The organism is Microcoleus sp. D3_18a_C4 (genome assembly GCF_036702415.1).
GTDB lineage: Bacteria > Cyanobacteriota > Cyanobacteriia > Cyanobacteriales > Microcoleaceae > Microcoleus.
The window spans coordinates 48402-67798 of the sequence record NZ_JAUBTI010000018.1; the positions used below are offsets into that span (position 1 = coordinate 48402).

Annotated in this window: 15 protein-coding genes; 11 read left to right on the forward strand and 4 right to left on the reverse strand. The window is 45.0% G+C overall.

Annotated elements, in window-relative coordinates; all coding sequences use genetic code 11:
- Positions 1–39 precede the first annotated feature (39 nt).
- From rplI to gloB, 4 genes are all read right to left on the reverse strand, one after another.
- Complete coding sequence (gene rplI / locus QUB16_RS11450) at positions 40–498, reverse strand: 50S ribosomal protein L9 (protein ID WP_333108796.1); 459 nt, start codon at positions 496–498, stop codon at positions 40–42.
- A 191-nt stretch (positions 499–689) separates the two neighbouring features.
- Positions 690–4748, reverse strand: a complete 4059-nt coding sequence (locus tag QUB16_RS11455) for a PAS domain-containing protein (RefSeq protein WP_333316055.1) — start codon at positions 4746–4748, stop codon at positions 690–692.
- 21 nt (positions 4749–4769) lie between these two features.
- On the reverse strand, positions 4770–5069 hold the full coding sequence (locus QUB16_RS11460; RefSeq protein WP_333316057.1) for a hypothetical protein: 300 nt from the start codon (positions 5067–5069) through the stop codon (positions 4770–4772).
- A gap of 587 nt (positions 5070–5656) precedes the next feature.
- Complete coding sequence (gene gloB / locus QUB16_RS11465; RefSeq protein ID WP_333316059.1) at positions 5657–6430, reverse strand: hydroxyacylglutathione hydrolase; 774 nt, start codon at positions 6428–6430, stop codon at positions 5657–5659.
- Between the two features lie 235 nt (positions 6431–6665).
- On the opposite strand from gloB, the gene QUB16_RS11470 reads away from it, so the two are divergent.
- From QUB16_RS11470 to QUB16_RS11520, 11 genes are all read left to right on the forward strand, one after another.
- Positions 6666–6869 carry a hypothetical protein gene (locus QUB16_RS11470; RefSeq protein ID WP_333144783.1) on the forward strand — a complete coding sequence of 68 codons (204 nt, stop codon included), beginning with the start codon at positions 6666–6668 and terminating at the stop codon, positions 6867–6869.
- Positions 6870–7176: 307 nt separating this feature from the next.
- A complete protein-coding gene (gene galE / locus QUB16_RS11475) occupies positions 7177–8178 on the forward strand; it encodes a UDP-glucose 4-epimerase GalE (protein WP_333316061.1) in 1002 nt (333 codons plus the stop codon).
- Positions 8179–8278: 100 nt separating this feature from the next.
- Positions 8279–9202, forward strand: a complete 924-nt coding sequence (locus QUB16_RS11480) for an alpha-1,2-fucosyltransferase (protein WP_333316063.1) — start codon at positions 8279–8281, stop codon at positions 9200–9202.
- A 29-nt stretch (positions 9203–9231) separates the two neighbouring features.
- Entirely contained in the window at positions 9232–10068 is an 837-nt protein-coding gene (locus tag QUB16_RS11485) for a hypothetical protein (RefSeq protein ID WP_333316065.1), read from the forward strand.
- 280 nt (positions 10069–10348) lie between these two features.
- Positions 10349–11500, forward strand: a complete 1152-nt coding sequence (locus QUB16_RS11490; RefSeq protein ID WP_333316066.1) for a glycosyltransferase family 4 protein — start codon at positions 10349–10351, stop codon at positions 11498–11500.
- Between the two features lie 92 nt (positions 11501–11592).
- Positions 11593–13596 (forward strand): ABC transporter ATP-binding protein, encoded by a 2004-nt coding sequence (locus QUB16_RS11495; protein WP_333316068.1) that lies wholly within the window; start codon positions 11593–11595, stop codon positions 13594–13596.
- Positions 13597–13828: 232 nt separating this feature from the next.
- Positions 13829–15070: a glycosyltransferase family 4 protein gene (locus QUB16_RS11500; RefSeq protein ID WP_333316070.1), complete on the forward strand. Its 1242-nt coding sequence runs from the start codon at positions 13829–13831 to the stop codon at positions 15068–15070.
- 144 nt (positions 15071–15214) lie between these two features.
- Positions 15215–16180 (forward strand): glycosyltransferase family 10 domain-containing protein, encoded by a 966-nt coding sequence (locus QUB16_RS11505; protein ID WP_333316072.1) that lies wholly within the window; start codon positions 15215–15217, stop codon positions 16178–16180.
- Complete coding sequence (locus QUB16_RS11510; RefSeq protein ID WP_333316074.1) at positions 16177–17286, forward strand: formylglycine-generating enzyme family protein; 1110 nt, start codon at positions 16177–16179, stop codon at positions 17284–17286. The genes QUB16_RS11505 and QUB16_RS11510 overlap by 4 nt, the downstream gene beginning before the upstream one ends.
- Positions 17287–17379: 93 nt before the next feature.
- Positions 17380–18354: an Npun_R2821/Npun_R2822 family protein gene (locus tag QUB16_RS11515; protein WP_333316076.1), complete on the forward strand. Its 975-nt coding sequence runs from the start codon at positions 17380–17382 to the stop codon at positions 18352–18354.
- Positions 18351–19223, forward strand: coding sequence for an Npun_R2821/Npun_R2822 family protein (locus tag QUB16_RS11520; RefSeq protein WP_333316078.1), 873 nt, complete (start codon positions 18351–18353; stop codon positions 19221–19223). Before QUB16_RS11515 ends, QUB16_RS11520 begins: the two co-directional genes overlap by 4 nt.
- Positions 19224–19397 lie beyond the last annotated feature (174 nt).

The following is a 19397-nucleotide window of genomic DNA, read 5'->3' on the forward strand; positions in this document are numbered from 1 at the left end:
ACAACTAACAACTAATGACTGATGGCTGATGACTCTTAATTACATCGGAACAACTTGAATATCAACTTCGGCAGTAACTTCGGCGTGTAGTTTGATTTCAGCTTTGTATGTACCAGTTTGGCGAATTTCGGGTAGGGTGATGCCGCGCCGATCGACTTCTTGACTGGTAGAGTTGAAAATCAGTTCTGCTACTTCTTGGTTGGTAACAGTACCAAAAATCGCGTCTGCTTCGCCAACTTGCTTGGAGATGATGAAAGGCCCAGCCGATTGGAGGGCGGTTTTGCGGACTTCAGCTTGCTGCTTGAGCTCTAGCTGGCGCAGTCTTTCTTCTTCACGGCGGCGCTCTGCTTGCTTGAGAATGCCCGGAGTGGCTTTAAATCCCATTCCTTGGGGTACTAGATAGTTGCGGGCGTAGCCTGGGGCTACTTCTACTACGTCGCCAGCTTTGCCGAGTTTGCTGACATCTTTATTTAAAACTAATTGGACGCGCTTGGCCATGATCGTGGGTTGTGGGGTTTTAACTGCAACTTTTTATAATAGCGAAGTTTGAGGGGCGATCGCAAGGGAGACGGTTGACGGTTGACGGTTGACTGCTGACGGTTGACTGCTGACGGTTGACAGGCATACTATTAACTGGCAAATTCAGTTGGAAATTCGCCAAACGGGGAGGTGCTGGTCTTGAAGCTTATCTACCAAAGCGTCGCGAGCGATCGCTCGGCGACGATCGATCGCGCTACAGTAGCAACTAACTGGGTCGGATCGATCGGCTTGGCTAAGTGTTTGTCAAATCCGGCTTGCAAAACTTGACGCTCGTTCGCTTCTCCAGCATAGGCCGTTAAGGCGATCGCCAACAACTGCCGATACTCAGGCGCAAGCTGAGTGCGGATGCGCTCGATCAACATATAGCCGTCCATATCGGGCATTCCAATGTCGCTGACGAGCAAATCCGGTGCAGTTAGTTCGATCGACTGTAGCGCCTCAGCAGCAGATGACAGGGAAATCACCTCTGCACCCGCTTCCTCAAGCACGAAAGCGACAAAATCTCGCGAGTCGAGTTCATCATCTACCACCAAAATTCTCAATCCAGCTAGCGGCAAGGATGAGAGATCGGGACTAGCAGCCCCATGACGTTCTTCCTCCTCCTGCCTTCTAGAATCATCATTTAATAGCGGTAATCTCACCGTAAACGTCGCTCCTTGACCAACTCCTGCGCTTTCTGCAAACACCGTTCCGCCGTGAAGTTCGATCAGTTGGCGGACGATCGCCAATCCCAGTCCCAAGCCGCCAAATTTGCGAGTTGTCGCGCCATCTTCTTGTCGGAAATGGTCAAAAACATAAGGCAAGAAATCGGGAAGAATACCTTTACCCGTGTCCGTGACTTGAATTTGAGCTTGGCGTGCGATTTGCCCTAATCGAACTTCTACTCGACCGCCTTCGGGCGTAAATTTCACCGCATTTGATAACAAATTCCACACAATTTGTTGCAAGCGACTTGTATCGCCGAGAACTTGCCCGACATCAGAATTTAAGATTGTTTGGATTTGAATTTTTTTAGCTTCGGCTGCTAATTGCACGGTTTCCACAGCAGATGGAATAATGGTTGCCAGATTCACCGGAACCACATTCAATCTGAGTTTTCCTTGCAGAATCCGAGACACATCAAGCAAGTCTTCGATTAATTGAGATTGTAGTCTGGCGTTGCGCTCAATAGTCTCAAAGGCTTTGGCACTTTGACTCGCGTTTAGCTTGCCACCGACGAGCAGTTGCGACCAGCCTAAAATCGGATTCAGGGGCGATCGCAACTCGTGAGAAAGCACCGCCAGAAACTCGTCTTTAATGCGGTTAGCTCGCTCGGCTTCCGCGCGGGCAGTTTGTTCTAATTGGAGAACCATATCGCGCTCGGTTTCCACTTGTTTGCGCTCTGTAATGTCGATAACAGAGCCGATATAACCCTCAAATTGTCCCCTTTCGGAAAATCTGGGAGCAGCCGCATCAATCACCCAAGAATATCGGCCATCCTGGCGCCGGAGGCGATATTCCACGCGGAAAGATTCCTGGCGATCGTTGGCGGTCAAGAACACATTTTTGGCCTGTTCTAGGTCTTCTGGATGCGCCGCGTTTACCCAACCCAATCCCAAACCTGTTTCCTCAGTTTGACCTGTGAAGTCATACCAGCTTTCGCTCAAGAAAGTGCAATAGCCTGTGGAGTCTGTTACCCATACCATAAATGGAGCGTTGTTAGCCATATTGCGGAATCGTTCTTCGCTTTCTTGCAGCGCTGATAAAGCTTGTTTGCGTTCTGTGATATCGCGACAGACAATCACTCCGCCTTTGATTTCGCTGCTAGCATCAACTACCGGATAACCGCTCATACTGATCCAGCGACCTTTGGCATCTTCGCGGCGGACAAATACCTCTACATCATTGACATATTCACCTTTGATTGCTCTGGCTAGAGGTAGTTCAGCGTCGGGGAAAAGGGTTTTTTTGTCTGCCAAAAATAGTCCGTAGGTGCTCGACCATTCCTGATGGGATTTTTCATTCGATAGCTGACCGAATATCCCCACGGCGGCTCGGTTAAACAGCACAAGCTCCCCTTGTTGGTTTGCTAAAATTAAACCATCACCAATGCTGTCAATGATGACTTGCAGTAACTTAGTTTGTTCTTGCATGGCGACTTCGGCTCGTTTGCGATTGGTGATTTCGCTGGAGATGCCAATCAAGCCGATGACTTCTCCCGCCTGATTGCGGTATGGAGCTTTCATTACCAGAAATGTCCGAATGCCATCGTGAGATTCTTCGAGGACTTCTGTTTGGCCGGATTCCATAATACGCCGATCGTTTTCCGTGACTGTGACTGCAAGTTCTGTTACTGGGTATAAATCGATATCGCGACCACCAATTACTTCAGAAGCAGATTTGCCCATTATTTCCAGCGTGGCTGGATTGGCATAAATAATCTGTCCTTCTCGATTTTTGACAAAAATTGGCGTGGGTGCTGACTCGTTAATCACGTTCAAAATCGCATTCTTTTGCCGCAGTTCTTCTTCCGTGCGTTTGCGATCGCTAATATCCATAAAGGCCGCCACACAGCCGCGAACTGCGCCATGTTCGTCAAACAACGGCACCGCATTCACCAACCAATCAAAGGCCACCCCGTCCGATCGCACCATTTGAATTTCCACATCTCGCACTTCGACGCCGGAAGCCACGGCCAGTTGCATTGGGAGTTGTTCTCCCGGAATTTCTTCTCCGTTGCGGAATCGTCTAAACGGAAGGGCCCAGGCTTGCTCTCCGGTTCCAGAAACATTGGTATCGGCCGGCACTATCAACATCGACTGGGCAAATCGGTTAGCGCGAATTACTTTACACTGTGGGTCGTCTGCGATCGTAATGCCAACGGGTACAGCATCAAGTATCGATTCCAGTTCATTAATTCGTCGCTCTAGTTCTTGGTTGAGCCGTTCAATTTCTTTTTTAGTAGCTTTGCGATCGGTAATTTCATGCACCGTCACATTCACTCCCAAGACGCGATCGTCCTCGGCTTTCAGCGGATAGAGACTCAACAGCCAATCGCGATCGACTCCCGGCTGTGCTGAGTTCGTCCTGCGAAGTTCGAGCTGTTGAAGTGGAACTTTAGTTTCAATAACTTGTCGGTAAAGCGGCTCTAACTCATCTGCTTGTTCTGGCAAGATTTCGCGCAATGTTTTGCCGATGTGGGCGGCGGCTGGAACTCCGTTAATTTCTGCTAGCCGATCGTTGATGCGGACAAACCGCAACTCGGTATCGAGGAAGCAAAGTCCGATCGGCGCACTAGCATAAATCGCCTCGATTTCTGCTAGTTGTTGCTGCACAGTTGGCGCTTGTTTAATAACAATAGCCCGCTCCGCTTTCTCCTCGGTCACATCTTGAAAATAAACGGCAAGTCCCGATGGGATGGGATAGGCTCGTACCGCATACCAAGCATTGAGCGGGGGATAAAAAGATTCAAAACTAACCGTAATTTGTTCCCGAACAGGCAAGATGCCTGTTCCACAAGAAGAAAATTCATCTTTTGTGGAACGGGCATCTTGCCCGTTCTTGAGAATGGTGCAAGATGCGAGCTCAAACAAACTGCCCACTGATTCGGGAAACTCTTCCCAAATGTTGTTGCCAATCAAATCTTGCGAGGGTCGATTTAGCCACCGCGCTGCTTGCGAATTGAGGTAGGTAAATCGCCAATCTCGATCCAAAGTAAAAAACCCGTCCGAAATACTTTCGAGGGTGTCTGACAGTTGGGGCGCGGGCGCGTTACAGACTGGTTCAGGCTTTTGTTGAGCGATAGGAGTGAAGGTGGTTACTACCGCATAGGGAGTCGATCGATCTCCCTGAAATAAAGGTTGAGAATTGAGCGTCAACCAAACCAATTCTCCCTGTGGCCGCTCAAAGCCCATGATGACATTTGAGCATGGTTGCCCGGTTTGCAACGCCACCATCGCCGGATGCGTCTGGCTGGGAAAATCCGAGCCATCTTCACGCAGAGTCTGCCACCGACTGTTGATTGAAGTGCATAAGAGCATCTGTTGTGCTGTCATCCCCAACAGCTCCTGGGCGTGAGAATTGCAGCCCTGAATGCTACCATCTGCCAATTGCAGAACCATCCCTACATCAGTTGACAAAGGCGCGGCTGGGTAGAACGCTTTGTTAGAATCCGTTGAAACAGATGGGTCGATTTTTGCTTGGGGTTCAGTATTGCGTGGGTTTTGCATCGGTTTCTAACAACGCTCATTTTACTTTGGGCAAAGCCAATCGCGGTCAATAATAGGGAAATAACCAGAGGCACTTTTGATTTGAGCGGGGTGACAATTCAAACCTCCGATGGATGTCGATCGTTGTGCGGTAATATCAATATCTAGACAATTTATTTTATCGTAGAGTCTCACGTCTGAACCATTTGCGGGCTTGATCGCAGGCGACAGGCAATTTTCTGGCTGTTTCAAATCCGAGCAAGTATAGAAAAACCGCGATATTGAAGATATAGCGGTTCTCAGGAAAGTAATATCAAATCCGGTTGCATCGGAATTATCCATCTCTGTATTCTCTCCCTCTGCGTTCTCTGCGCCCTCTGCGGTTAAATCATTCCGATGCAACGGGAAACGATATAAGGCACTCTTCCAATGCCCTGCGCGGGTCAATGCCCAATGCCCAAGAACACCCCATGTGACTGAGAAAGGCTATATGTCAACTCAAGTGATGCACCTTCTTATCAATACCGAAACCGTGGGAAAGCCCCCCCAATGAATTATGGCTCGATATTGTGATATTTATTGTTTGCAGTGTTGAAATACTCACCGTCCTGAAGGAGCGGTGATTCTTGACGCTTCATCGGGTTCTGCTAACCGTTGCTAGTCTGACAATCCCTCTGCGCCCATTTTGAGTCGTGGCGATTCCCCATCCCGACTATGTATCGTTTTGTTTAAAAACATTAACAATACTTTGTTTTGCTTCCAGGTTGGATTTTAACCATTGCCCTTGGGTCTTTCCCTATTACTGGATCAGTCCCGGTTTCAACTCAAAATAAGTATATATCGCTGCAATCTTAGGTGGGGATTTCAACCAATTAAACTATAGCATAAAGCCGTCCTAAAATGACGGGGCTTGTATCCCATTTTTTTAGTCAAAATTGGTCTTTCATGCCGCGCAATCGAGCGAAGGTTTGCACTGGATCGGAGGTGTTGGCGGCTGATTGGAGGTTGGGAAAATCCCAGCGCAAAAATGGGTTTGTGCTTTTTTCGAGGCCGATCGATGATGGTATTGTAGGTTGCGATCGACTGCGCGCTTCCTTGACTTCGGCGAAGCGCTGCTGTAAATCGGGATTGTCGCCATCCACACTCAAGGCAAATTGCAAGTTTTTCAGCGTGTATTCGTGGGCGCACCAGACTCTCGTACTATCGGGCAAGTTTCGCAGTTGCCCCAGAGAGGCTAACATTTGGGCGGGAGTGCCTTCAAATAGTCTGCCGCAGCCTCCAGCAAATAAAGTGTCGCCGCAGAACAATTCGCCGGTTTCCCCTGGGTTGCTGGGGGGGAAATAGTAGGCGATGTGAGCTTTTGTGTGGCCGGGTACGAAGAAGATTTCGGCGCTTCTGTTGGCGAAAGAAACGCGATCGCCCGCTTGTAAAAACACTTGCTGTCCGGGTATTCTGCCTCGGTCTTCTGCGCCGCCGTAAACTTTAATTTGGGGAAAGCGATCGATCAGTTGCTGGTTGCCGCCTACGTGGTCGCTGTGGTGGTGCGTATTGAAAATTGCTGTTAATTCGGCTCCGAGCGAGATCAGTTGCTGCAAGACCGGCTCTGAAGCGGCTGGATCGACGACTGCTGCTGTGTGGCGATCGGGGTCGTGCAGCAAGAAAATGTAATTGTCGGACAGTACCGGAAGCCGATAAACCTGCATAGAAAAGTGCCTCTCTAGGAAAAATATTATATAATTAAGTTACTCGGAACGCTATCCGAAGGCTGGTTGCAGATTTATTAAGTCCGCATATCTATCTTGGGAAGTAAAACTCTGATAAAACTCTGATGCGTTATTTCTGCTGTTGAGCAAATTGATTTGCGGTCGGGTACGCACCATTTTTGAGTCAAGAACTGCAATCGGCTTTAACTATTTTGGCATAAAAGCGATCGAATAAATGCGAACATCTCACAACAAATCGAACTTAACAATTTCTCAAAAAGTCGATCGGATTGTAGCGTCTGGCAAGATCAGTCGCAGGGAACACTTAGTTTTGACTTCGGCTATCCTGTCAGATGATAAAATTTCCGAAGAGGATCGACATCAAATCAATCGGATATTTGATTATATCCAAATTGGTCGCCTCAAGTTTATCGAGTGAACTTGTAAACTCCCCGGATAAGTAGGGACACTCCAAAAGCCCATTAGTGACAACTTAAGTTCAAACCCAGTCACAGATTGCTGTTTGACCATTAAACTTAGCTCCCCCCTAACCCCCCTTAAGAAGGGGAGTAGGGGGGTGGGACAAGAGCCTTCTCTTTCGTCCCCCAACAATCAGGGGATTTAGGGGGATCTAGACTTAGGTAAAAGGGCGATTTATCAAGGTTTTTAGTATTAAGTTGACACCAATGGGCTTTTGGAGTGTCCCTACCGGACTTCTTGCAGCTACAGTAAACAGGCAGAATAAAATGAGTGCAGACAAACAAACTATTTTGGTGACGGGCGGAGCTGGATATATTGGCTCTCACGCGGTATTAGCGCTGAAAAACGCCGGTTACGGTGTGGTGATTTTGGATAATTTAGTTTACGGTCACAGAGATTTAGTAGATCGGGCTTTGCAGGTGGAGTTAGTAGTTGGCGACACGAACGATCGCACTCTTCTAGACAACTTGTTTGCTACGCACAAGATTGATGCTGTAATGCACTTTTCTGCTTACGCTTACGTGGGCGAATCTGTTACCGACCCCGCTAAATATTATCGCAACAATGTCATCGGCACTATTACGCTTTTGGAAGCAATGATCGCTGCTGGGGTGAAGAAATTTGTGTTTTCTTCTACTTGCGCGACTTACGGTGTACCGCAGAAAATTCCGCTCACAGAAGACCACCCGCAAAACCCGATCAATCCCTACGGTGCTACTAAGTTAATGGTAGAACGGATTTTGTCGGATTTTGACGCTGCGTATGATTTCAAGTCTGTTTGTTTCCGCTATTTTAACGCGGCTGGGGCTGACCCGAACGGGTTGTTAGGAGAGGATCACAATCCAGAAACTCACCTGATCCCGCTGGTGTTGTTCGCGGCTTTGGGGAAACGAGATTCGATCGCGATTTTTGGCACGGATTACGATACTCCTGACGGTACTTGCATTCGGGATTACATTCACGTTAACGATTTGGCATCTGCTCACATTTTGGGATTAGAATATTTGTTAAATGGTGGCAAATCTGATTTCTTTAATTTGGGCAATGGCGGCGGGTTTTCGGTGAAAGAGGTGATAGAAACGGCTCGTCAAGTGACGGGCAAAGAGATTAAGGCTGTTGAGTGCGATCGGCGTCCGGGCGACCCTCCTGCTTTAGTTGGTAGCAGCAAAAAGGCGATCGAAACCTTGGGTTGGTCTCCTGAATATCCCGACATTAAGAATATTATCTCCCATGCTTGGCAGTGGCACCAAAAACGCCACAACTCTTAGTCTTTAAGGTGCGCTGGGCGCACCTTACCATTACAGCCAAGTTTGAGGAAATGATTGTGGGGAGTAGGGTTGGGCGTCCCGCCCGCCCCAAAAATACAATATGCTAATAATATCTGCTAAATCGGGACAGCTAGGCAACCGACTGCTGCTTTTTGCTAATTTCATTGCTTGGGCGATCGAGCATAATTTGACTGTTCTCAATCCTGCTTTTGACGAATATGCAGAATTCTTTGTGGGAACCGCTGGGGATTTTTTGTGTTGTTATCCTCCTCCATATTTTACCGCACCAGGCAACAAGTTGGTCAGAAGTAAATATTATAATTTTATTAAGTATTTAAGCCAGAAAAAAATCTTCAAAACGCAAGAAATAACCCGAAAACAACCTTTTAGTTGGCTCAAATATCAGGACATCGAACCAATCAAGCAGGGTTCAATTGTTTTTTTTCAAGGCTGGCTATTTCGAGATGGCTGGTTTGTAGGAGATATCCCCTATTTACACAAGTACGCCGACCCGATTAGAGCATACTTTGCGCCATTAGAGCGATATAGAATCAATGTAGAGCGTGTGATATTGAATTTAAAAAATAACTCTGATATCGTCGTCGGAATTCACATCCGTCAAGGGGATTATGCTCAGCATCAAAAGGGGAGATACTTTTACACAACTGAGCAATATTTAGAAGTCATGAATTCTGTGGTAAGGCTATTTGACGGCAAAACTATCAAGTTTTTGATTTGTTCTAATATTCCGCCAAATCCGAGTTTGTTTGATGATTTTAACTGTGGATTTGGCAGCGGTAATTTAATTGAAGATATGTATGCTTTGGCTGAGTGCGACTATGTTGTCGGGCCGCCTAGCAGTTATACTATGTGGGCTTCTTTTTATGGCGATAAACCTCTTTACATGATCCGCGATGTCAATAAAACAATTAACCTGAAAGATTTTGTACATTTTTATGAATGGCAAGGGCTTTTTCACGAACGAGATGACTGGAGTGAGAGCTTTTGGGAGTGGACACACTGAGGGAAATAAGTAAATCAATAAGTAAATTAATGAATTCAAATAAATTAGCAGTCAAGGGATTTATCACTATTTTAACCGGTCTTTACTCTTTCCAGGATTGCGTTCATTTTCTGGCGTCTGTTAGGAAGTTTCACCGCGAACCAATTATTATTTTAATAGATAGAGTACCTCTAATTTTATATCCTTTACTTCAGGTGTTCGGAAATGTCATATTGAAACCTGCACCCTCTAATGAAAATCCTGTTTTGGCGTCGCGGCTAGCTAAGCTGGCTTTGTACGGGGAATCTCTGTTTGAGAAAACTATTTATCTGGATTGTGATATTTGTTTGCTGTCGCCAATAGATGAGGTTTTTGATTTTCTTGATGGGGTGGATTTGTTGGTGACGGAAGATGTGCAGCCTGCGATTGCTAAAGCGGCAAATTTATTAAGAGTGAAGCAGGATATTCTGTCAACTTTGCAGTCTGTCGGGTTGCCGCTAAATGAAAATAGTATTCAATACAATGGCGGATTTATCGCTTTTACGAAAAGCAGTAAAACTCAGGAATTGTTCACAAATTTTAAGAAATATTTCGAGATGGTAGTGGCGCATCAAAATGTGCTACTGTTAAAAGACCAGGGCGCTTTTGCGGCTGCTGTTGAATCTGTGAAACCGAAAATGACAACTTTGTCCCCGGTTTACAACTATTTGGATAAGTGGAAAGATGTTTATACGATCGACAAACCGATTAAAGTAATGCACTGCACTTATCCTTACCGCCCTCAGTACGCGAAGAACGTGACGCGATCGCTCTTTACTAGAATAGTCGATCGCACGGCTAAAATATTTTTACCAAATCAACTTAACAATCCCTGGCGTTTAAAATAATTAAAGTTTGTTGGCCAACTGCATCAAAAGCAACAAAAATCAGCGCAAAATAAAAAAAATTAGCATCAACATATCCGAAAATTTACTTAGAAGAATTATTGCTGGCTTGAATAACAGTCTTGGGTTCATTACTGTGTTTTTTGTACCAAAAGACGCGTTGCTGCCCTTTTCCCTGGTTAAAAACCCCGTTGCTTTGGTCAAGAGTGCCTGAGTCCCCATAGCCTTGACAAAAGCTCGGTTAAGCAGGAAAATTAAATAAATGTTTTAAACAAAATACTCAGTGAAAGTTTCATTAGTAGTGAGCGATTTGTCAGGAGGAGGTGCAATTCGTGCTTTTTTATTAGCTCAAGTCTTGATAGAGCTTAAATGTGATGTAGAAGTTGTTGGATTTCAGTTTGGCACGGAATTGTATGCTACTCCTCCCAGAGACATCCCGGTATGTGCGATACCGGGTAAAAATTATCCGGGGTTTTTGATGGATGCTCAAAAACTTTGGAAAAAAATAGATGGGGATATTATTTATGCAGTCAAACCTAAACCTACAAGCTTGGGTTTATCGCTGCTCAAAAAACTGGCGAGTCGCCACTCTATAATTTTAGATATAGACGACTGGGAACTGAGCTGGTACGGGGGAGATGAATGGCAATACCGTCCCTCTTTCAAACAACTTTATCGAGATATTTTTAAACACAACGGTCAATTGAGAGAACCAGATCATCCCCTCTATCTCAAGTGGATGGAAAGTCTCATTCACCGTGCGGATGCAGTCACCGTTGATACTGAGTTTTTAAAACAGCGTTTTGGTGGTGTATATTTGCCTAATGGTAAGGATACTGCAATGTTCGATCCTGCTAAATACAATCCTGAATTGAGCAGACAGCGTTACGGCTTGTCCGGGTATAGAATCTTAATGTTTCCCGGTGCGCCGCGACCTCACAAAGGTGTTGAGGATGTTTTGATGGCCCTCGAACAGTTAAATGAACCCGATTTAAAATTAGCGATCGTCGGCGGGAGTCCTTATGATGATTATGATGATAAACTTGTGAAACAATGGGGGCGTTGGATTATTAAACTGCCAAGGTTTCCAGTGGAGACGATGCCGTCGGTTGTAGCGGCGGCTCATGTTGTCGTTGTTCCTCAGCGAGAAACTCTCACAGCCGTGGCTCAGTTTCCGCTCAAGCTGACAGATGGCATGGCAATGGCTAAGCCTGTTTTGTCTACGCGAGTGGGGGATATTCCAGCAATTTTAGGAGGAACGGGTTATTTAGTCGATCCGAGTTCTCCCGCTCAAATTTCCCAAAAAATTCAATGGATATTTCAAAATTTGACAGCGGCTAATTTACAAGGAATGAAAGCTCGGGAAAGATGTGTAAAAAAATATAGTATTCAAGCAATGAAACCGATACTTTCAGATATAATTGCAGGTATGTAAAGGTTATTTTAAAACTACTCAAGGGAGGAAGAAAAACTGGCTGTTATTAAAGAATTTTTTGAGATGCCGTACTGTTTAGCTGGGAATGCTTCATGTCTGCCAATAAGCTACTCCTAAAATTTGCCAGACGATATCCCGGCAGGATTCTCTTAACCGTGATGCTGGGCTTTTCTGGCGCTTTATTCAACGGTATCAGCACTACTCTGATTGTACCAGTTCTTTTAAGTTTTTTAGATCACGCTATCGAGCTGCGCGGCGCTCCACCTCTAATTAAAACTTTGATGTATCCCTTTGAGGGAATGCCCGAAAATCAGCGTTTAATGTTGATGACGGGGGCGGTTGTGCTGGCAATTTTTTTAAAAAATGTTGCGAGTTATATCAATACTTTAGTAGCTACTTCTCTGACGCGCTCTCTGACTTTTGATTTGCGAGAAGCAGGTTTGCGGTTGTTGTTAGAAGTTGATTTAGATTTTTACTCAAAAACTAAAGTCGGGGATTTAATTAATAGATTGGGCGGAGAGATTGGTCGGACTGCTAGTGCAGTTGGTACGGCCATCGGAATGTTTACTACGTCAATCACGGTTTTGGTTTTTGTGGGTCTGCTACTTTCTATCTCGTGGAAACTGACGGTGACAGCTACAGTTTTGCTGGCGTTAGTTGCTTGGGCTAATCAATATATTATTAACCGTTCCAAGCATTTTGGCCACCTGCTTTCTGAAATGTCGAAAGATTATTCGGTTAGGGTGCTGGAAACCATTACGGGGATTCGGCTGGTCAAGTCAACGGGGAACGAGGAAAGGGAGTATCAGCGGATAAAGCATTTAATTCAAAGGCGAGAACAAGCGGATTTTCAGGCTCAGGTAAATTATGCGGCGATCGCCCCAATTAACGAAGTTGTTAATTTGATAGTTATAATTTTGATTGTATTTATAGGTCGCACAATATTTGCGAAGGAGATAGAGTCTATTGCTACAATTTTATTAACCTATTTATTGGTACTTTTTAGGTTAATTCCTTTAATTTCTCAGTTGAATAGCGGGCGCAGTCAATTTGCAAATACGTCGGCTAGTGTAGAGGTGGTTAATGATTTTTTGAGCTGCGAGGACAAGCCATTTATGCTGAACGGTTCTGTGCCTTACACTCATTTGCGATCGGGAATTCATTTTAATAAAATATCTTTTAGTTATCCTAACCACAAAAATTTAGTTTTGCAAGGAATTGATTTATTTCTACCTCACGGCACTACGTTGGCTTTGGTAGGAACTTCGGGTTCTGGCAAGTCAACTTTGGCAGATTTACTGCCGAGATTTTACGATCCTACTGAAGGTCATATCTCGATCGATGGCAGGGATTTGCGCGAATTTGAGCTGAAAAGTCTCAGACAAGCGATGGGTATTGTTAGCCAAGATACGTTTTTGTTTAATGCTTCAGTGCGCGAAAATATTGCTTACGCTAGACCCCAAGCGACTGAGGAAGAAATTGTGGAAGCGGCGAAGGGAGCGAATGCTTACGAGTTTATCCAACTGTTGCCGGAGGGGTTGGATACTCAAATTGGCGATCGGGGCGTGATTTTATCGGGAGGGCAGCGTCAGAGAATTTCAATTGCTAGAGCCCTGCTGCAAAACCCGGAAATCTTAATTTTAGATGAGGCAACGAGTTCGCTGGATACGGTTTCGGAAAGGTACGTGCAAGCGGCGATCGAGAAATTGAGCTGCGATCGCACAACGTTGGTAATCGCCCACCGCCTCTCCACAGTCCAAAAAGCCAACAAAATCGCCGTGATCGATCGCGGGCAAGTAGTAGAAATGGGTTCCCACGAAGAATTGCTAGCCAAAGGAGGATACTACACTCGCTTGTATTCAGTGCAATTTGCCGAAGAAACCGCTCGCGATGAAGCTCTAATTAGAGGTTCTTACGAAATTCGCACTCGCCTGACTCCCATGATAGCTTACCTCAAAATGCTAGTAGATGAAATGGTAGACTCTCCCGAAGAAAGAGACGAATTAATCAGAGAATCATTTCACTCTGCTGCTAATATTTTCACTACTTTAGAATTTATAGAAAATACTATTAAGCGTCAGGCAGTTAAAAAGTAGTCATTAGTCAACAGTCTGCACAGTCAACAATTACCAATTACCAATTACCAATTACCAATTACCAATTACCAATTACCAATTATATCATGTCCGGTCAATTAACCATGATTCCTGTAGGGGCGGGTTCACCAAGATATTGAATAAAAACGGGAAAATCTGTAAACCCGCCCCGGCCTTTAATCGCGGTCAATCGATCGGACATGATATTACTAATTACTAACTACCAATTACCATGTCCAAATATTATGTATTTTTTACCAGAAATATCTTGCCGCAACCCAATGTAGCGAGCTTAGTTCAAGTTGCACACTCTGCCAATGCCGCAGCAAACCTCGGTTATCCAGCAGTTTTGGTATACCTCCGCAAAGGCTGGAGTGCTTTGAATCCAGTTGATTTGCTTTTTCCTTTTCAACCGACAAAACCCGATGACAAACTTGCCACAATTTACAATATTCAAGATAAATTAAAAGTAGCAGATTTACCGATGCCGTGGCCGATCGACCTTTTGGACAGCAAGTGGACGAGTTCCAGTACAATAGTATCAAAATACTACTTACCGATTCACCTGGTTAAATCAACTAAAATTGTCCACACCCGCGACTGGAACTTTGTCAAAGCAGCAGTTAAAAACGGAATTCCCGCTATCTACGAACAGCACCATCATGAAGACAAAAATTTTGAACCAGAAATCCTTCGCAATCCTCTATTTCAAATTGCTGTAACTGTTGCAGATACTGTCCGAGACAGCATGATTAAGAATGGAATGCCACCGGAAAAAGTAATTACGCTGCACAACGGTTTTAACCATTTGTTTCTCGCGAGACAAACAGAAGCTGCCCAGAATTGGCGACAGCAATTATTAGAAGATGACAGACAGCATTTAGCAGTTTATGCAGGGGGACTTTACCCGTTTAAAGGTGTTGATATGTTGGTGGATGTGGCTAAGGAATTGCCGCTGGTTCAATTTGCGATCGCGGGCGGTGATTCATCCCAAGTAACAGCCTACCAGCAGTTAGCCAAATCCAAGCAAGTTAACAACATTAAATTTCTCGGCTACCTGCCTCAAAATCAACTGGCTAGCTTGCTGCAAGCAGCCGATGTTTTGACTCACCCGCACTGTTTGACAGAGGCCGCGACATTCACATCTCCTTTAAAATTCTTTGATTACATGGCATCCGGTACTCCGATTGTAGCGACGGAGATTGCATCTTTAATGGAATTTAAATCTGGAAATATAGCAGCAACTTGGTGCGAACCGGATAACCCGCACCAGTTCGCGCAAAGCATTCGAGATTGTTTAACTAAATATCCGAGGAACAGCGAAGGTTATGCAAAAACATTGAATTTTGTCAAGCAATTTTCCTGGGAAAATAGGATACAGAAAATTATGGGTTATGTAGATGAAGGCGTGCGATATCCGATAATTCAAAATTCCGTAGGGGCGGGTTTTACCAACAATCATCGCCTCAAATAAACAATCTCATAAACCCGCCCTGCCGACACGCAAAAACCACATTTATTATCAGTAGGGGCGGGTTTTACCAACCATAATCGCCTCAAATAAACAATCTCATAAACCCGCCCCGCCCACACGCAAAAACCCGATTTATTATTAGATATGAACCCAAAAATTATCGGCACAATCACCACCTACCCAGGGATGAGTCAAAGCGACTGGCTGTGGCAACAAACCCCCCAAAACTTCGGCAAATGGGGCAACATTCAAATGCTCGCCAACCACCCAGAACCAGACTTTTTACTCATGTATCAATTCGACTTTCCCAAACAGCCCAAAAAGCAATCGTGGGTCGATAAAATACGTCGCTACAGGCATCAAAACCAAGAAAACGACATTCAAGAAAAATTGCGCGGTGTCCCCAAGGAACGCATAATTTACCTAATCCGCGAGCCACCCTTACCAGAAGTTATTGAAATTACCAAAGCCAACTACGAACAAGCCAAACTTTATTGCGGTTACGTTTCCGGGCCAGACGATTTCGCCCCAAAACCAGATTATATGCCCGCGATTTGGTATCACTCTAACTCCTTTCGAGAACTCGATGAAATGCCTGCGCCGCCGAAAACTAAATCCTGTTCTTGGATTACTTCAGGTGTTAGCCGCACCGCCAATCACCGCCAGAGATTAGATTTTATCAAATTGCTGCAATTACAAGAATTGGATTTTGACCTTTACGGGCGAAACTTGCCAACTTGGGCGCGCGGGAACGGCACTGTGAACAATAAATGGCACGCCGTCGCACCCTACTATTACAACTTAGCTATTGAAAATTATGCCGAAAACGATTGGTATGTCAGCGAGAAGCTTTGGGATGCTTTGTTAGCTTGGTGTTTGCCAATTTATTACGGCGGTTCGGCGGCGGATAAGTTGTTGCCGGCGGGGAGTTTTCTGAGGCTGCCGAGTTTGGATGAGAAAGGAGTAGAATTTATTAAAGAGGTTGTGGCTAATGCGGATTATTGGCATGAAGCGAGGGATAAAATTGCCGAAGCCAGACAAATCATTCTCCATGAATTAAACTTGCTCAATTGGCTGTCTAAGTTTGTATCTCAGGAAATAGCGCAATGACAGAAAAGCAAAATCAACCCAGAGAATACGATGCCGTCAAGGGCGGTGAATCTCAAGTGCCATTCGCTGCGGCTGTTTTAGGCGGGATTCCCGGCGTTAAGAGTCGTTTGGCTTCACCGATTGTCGAGGTGAAAATTGCTGCACTATCTGAAGCGCTGAAATATGGAGATGCAGGTTTAGATTTAATAATTGGGGCACTGCAAGATGAATCAATGGCGATGAAGTTTGCCGCCTATTCGCTGCTGAAGGATAGAGATGAACCAAAGATAAAAGAGCAGTTAGACAAATATTTGCCTATTTTTGAATTTGATGTGATAACGCTTGATGCTGAAAGAAAAGAAAACAGTGGCCGTCATTATGCTCACTTCTTCCCCGAAGACCTAGGGAACGGAGTTGTGCTGGAAATGGTATCGATTCCCGGCGGCAGATTTATAATGGGTTCCCCGACAACAGAGGAAGGTAGACGTGATTGGGAAAGTCCGCAGCATCAAGTCACAGTACCCGCTTTTTATGCAGGCAAATACCTCATCACTCAAGTACAGTGGCAAGCAGTGATGGGAAATAACCCATCCTATTACAAACGTGAAAAACGTCCTGTAGAAAATGTAACGTGGGATGATGCCGTCGAATTCTGTGCCAAAATCTCTCAAAAAACTGGTAAAAAATATCGCCTCCTCAGTGAAGCAGAATGGGAATACGCCTGTCGTGCGGGAACAACAACCCCATTTCATTTTGGGGAAATCATTATCCCGAAATTAGTCAACTATGACGGAACCTACTCCTACCCAAACGCCCCCAAAGGATTTCGGCGCGAACAAACAACCGATGTCGGGAGTTTCCCCCCCAATGCCTTTGGACTGTATGATATGCACGCCAATGTTTGGGAGTGGTGCAGTGATAGGTCGCACGATAGCTACGATGGTGCACCAACTGACGGAAGTTCCTGGGAAACTGGCACAAATGATTGCCGATTGCTGCGTGGCGGTTCCTGGTCTTACTATGCGCTCTCTTGTCGCAGTGCCGGGCGTCACTGGCTTTTAGCGGACGCCCGCTACTCAAGCATCGGTTTTCGCGTTGCGGTAGCGTCGGTTTCTCCATCGTCTTAGTCTCTCACGAGCGCGCCGTTGTCTACCTTTAGATAATTCGGCGGTTGAAACCGCAACTAAACAAACAAAGTCCGCCTTCGCGAGACTATAGATATGAACGGAATTTGCACGCTAGCCAACGATACAGTTTACGACCAACTAATTGCCTTGCTCAACAGTATTGAAGTTATCTTAGGCTCAAATATTCCTGTCTGTATTTATCCTTTCGACGACCAGATAGAGCAAATCAAAGCTGAAATTGTTAACCGTCCCAACGTCTTTATTTATGAAGATAGCGCCTCAATTCAGCGATGGGACAAATTCATGCAAGCAGCCGCACCAGAGCGTTTGAACCGCAAAAAATTCCGGCTTTACGGCGCACATCGGCGCTTTTGCGCTTTCGACGGCCCGTTTGAAAAGTTTATCTATATGGATGCGGATACTTTGGTGATGAATTCCCTTGATGCGGTTTTTCAGAAGTTAGAGAAATCGGATTTTGTGGTTTATGATTTTCAATTTCTATCCCCAACTAAAGTATACAATATTCAGTCACCAAAACTGCTCGAAGTTTTTGAGCAAAATCGGATAGAGTCGGAAATATTTTGTTCGGGATTTTACGGCAGCAAGCAAGGATTGTTTGAGCAAAATACTAGGGAATGGCTGTTAGCTCAACTGCAATCGGGCGAGACGGAAATTCTTTATGAAGGTGCGGGAGAACAGCCGTTGCTCAATTATATGGTGATGAAAACGGGGATGAATAGCTATAATTTTGCTTATAGCCTCCCGGATGGCGAAAAAACTGGGTGTAGCGTCACTTCTAAACATTTTGAAGAGCAAGATCGGATTTTGTACGACAAGGGAAACCGACTTACTTACATTCATTATATTGGTGTGCCGCCGGATTTAATTCGGAGAGTTTGTGCGGGGGAAAATATTGAGTTTCCCTATCGCGATTTGTTCCTGCATTACCGCTATCTCCGCGAACCGGAAAAGCGTCCGATTTTTGCCGAAGCGCGAAAGTCTTATACTGAGGTTTCTGCGCCGAATTTGTTAAAAAGGGTATTGAGAAGGTTGAGGATAAATGTATGAGTCGCGGTATTTATATTGTTGCGAATGATAAGGTGATCGAAAGTGCGATCGCCCTTTTAAACAGCATACGTCTGTACAATTGTCAAGTACCAATTTTTCTGATTCCCTTCGACGGCAATTATCAGCAAGTCGCAGCCGCACTCAGCAGTCTCCACGGGGTCCGATTGTTCCCAAATCTGGAGTTTGTGGAACAGTTTACCAGAGAAATTGGCCAAATGTTCGATCGCAACTTTTTAGCCCTCCCCAACAAAATGCGAAAACTCGCCGCCTGGTTTGGCCCGCTTGACGAATTTCTGTACATCGATACCGATATCATCGTCTTTGAAGACATCGCAGACAACTTAAACAAACTATCAGAAGTAGACTTTTTTTGCTGCGACTACCACCACCTCAGCGAAAAACTGCGAAATGTATTTTCACCCGCTGTAAAAGAACAGAATATCTTTACAGACTCACAGCTTCAAGATGTATTCAACAGCGGTTTTTGGGCTTCGAGAAAAGGAACTATTACAGAAGCGCAAATGTATGGAATTTTGCGAGAATGTTCCCAGCATCGAGAATATTTTGACTTTACTCAAAATGTCACAGACCAACCTATACTAAATTATATCATTCTTAAGCTGATTCCCAAACGCTGCAACCTTGTTAAAGATTCAGCAACCGAACCTGGAAGCTGGGCTGGTTCCAAGCATTTTCAAGAAATAGATTATGTTCTTTATGACAAAGGCAAAAGGTTAAAATATATTCACTGGGCGGGAATACCAATTAAATCGGGGAGTCCTTATTGGAAACTTTGGAAACATTATCGTTATCTCAATGAGGAACAACCAAATTTAGTGCAAAAACTATTTCGGGTTTTCAGTAGGTGAGGAGAAAATCATATGTTGTCTTATTATCAACCAGCTTGGAAGAACAGGCAAGATGCCTGTTCCACAATTCATAAATCTTGTGGTGTTTTTGACACTAAACAAGCTTGGGAGAACAGGCAAGATGCCTGTTCCACAATTCATAAATTTTGTTGTGTTTCTGACAGCCAACAAGCT

Bases quoted from the DNA above. Each gene is read 5' to 3' on its own strand.
- rplI (WP_333108796.1), bottom strand. From the start codon at position 498: ATGGCCAAGCGCGTCCAATTAGTTTTAAATAAAGATGTCAGCAAACTC.
- QUB16_RS11455 (WP_333316055.1), bottom strand. From the start codon at position 4,748: ATGCAAAACCCACGCAATACTGAACCCCAAGCAAAAATCGACCCATCT.
- QUB16_RS11460 (WP_333316057.1), bottom strand. From the start codon at position 5,069: ATGGATAATTCCGATGCAACCGGATTTGATATTACTTTCCTGAGAACC.
- gloB (WP_333316059.1), bottom strand. From the start codon at position 6,430: ATGCAGGTTTATCGGCTTCCGGTACTGTCCGACAATTACATTTTCTTG.
- QUB16_RS11470 (WP_333144783.1), top strand. From the start codon at position 6,666: ATGCGAACATCTCACAACAAATCGAACTTAACAATTTCTCAAAAAGTC.
- galE (WP_333316061.1), top strand. From the start codon at position 7,177: ATGAGTGCAGACAAACAAACTATTTTGGTGACGGGCGGAGCTGGATAT.
- QUB16_RS11480 (WP_333316063.1), top strand. From the start codon at position 8,279: ATGCTAATAATATCTGCTAAATCGGGACAGCTAGGCAACCGACTGCTG.
- QUB16_RS11485 (WP_333316065.1), top strand. From the start codon at position 9,232: ATGAATTCAAATAAATTAGCAGTCAAGGGATTTATCACTATTTTAACC.
- QUB16_RS11495 (WP_333316068.1), top strand. From the start codon at position 11,593: ATGTCTGCCAATAAGCTACTCCTAAAATTTGCCAGACGATATCCCGGC.
- QUB16_RS11500 (WP_333316070.1), top strand. From the start codon at position 13,829: ATGTCCAAATATTATGTATTTTTTACCAGAAATATCTTGCCGCAACCC.
- QUB16_RS11505 (WP_333316072.1), top strand. From the start codon at position 15,215: ATGAACCCAAAAATTATCGGCACAATCACCACCTACCCAGGGATGAGT.
- QUB16_RS11510 (WP_333316074.1), top strand. From the start codon at position 16,177: ATGACAGAAAAGCAAAATCAACCCAGAGAATACGATGCCGTCAAGGGC.
- QUB16_RS11515 (WP_333316076.1), top strand. From the start codon at position 17,380: ATGAACGGAATTTGCACGCTAGCCAACGATACAGTTTACGACCAACTA.
- QUB16_RS11520 (WP_333316078.1), top strand. From the start codon at position 18,351: ATGAGTCGCGGTATTTATATTGTTGCGAATGATAAGGTGATCGAAAGT.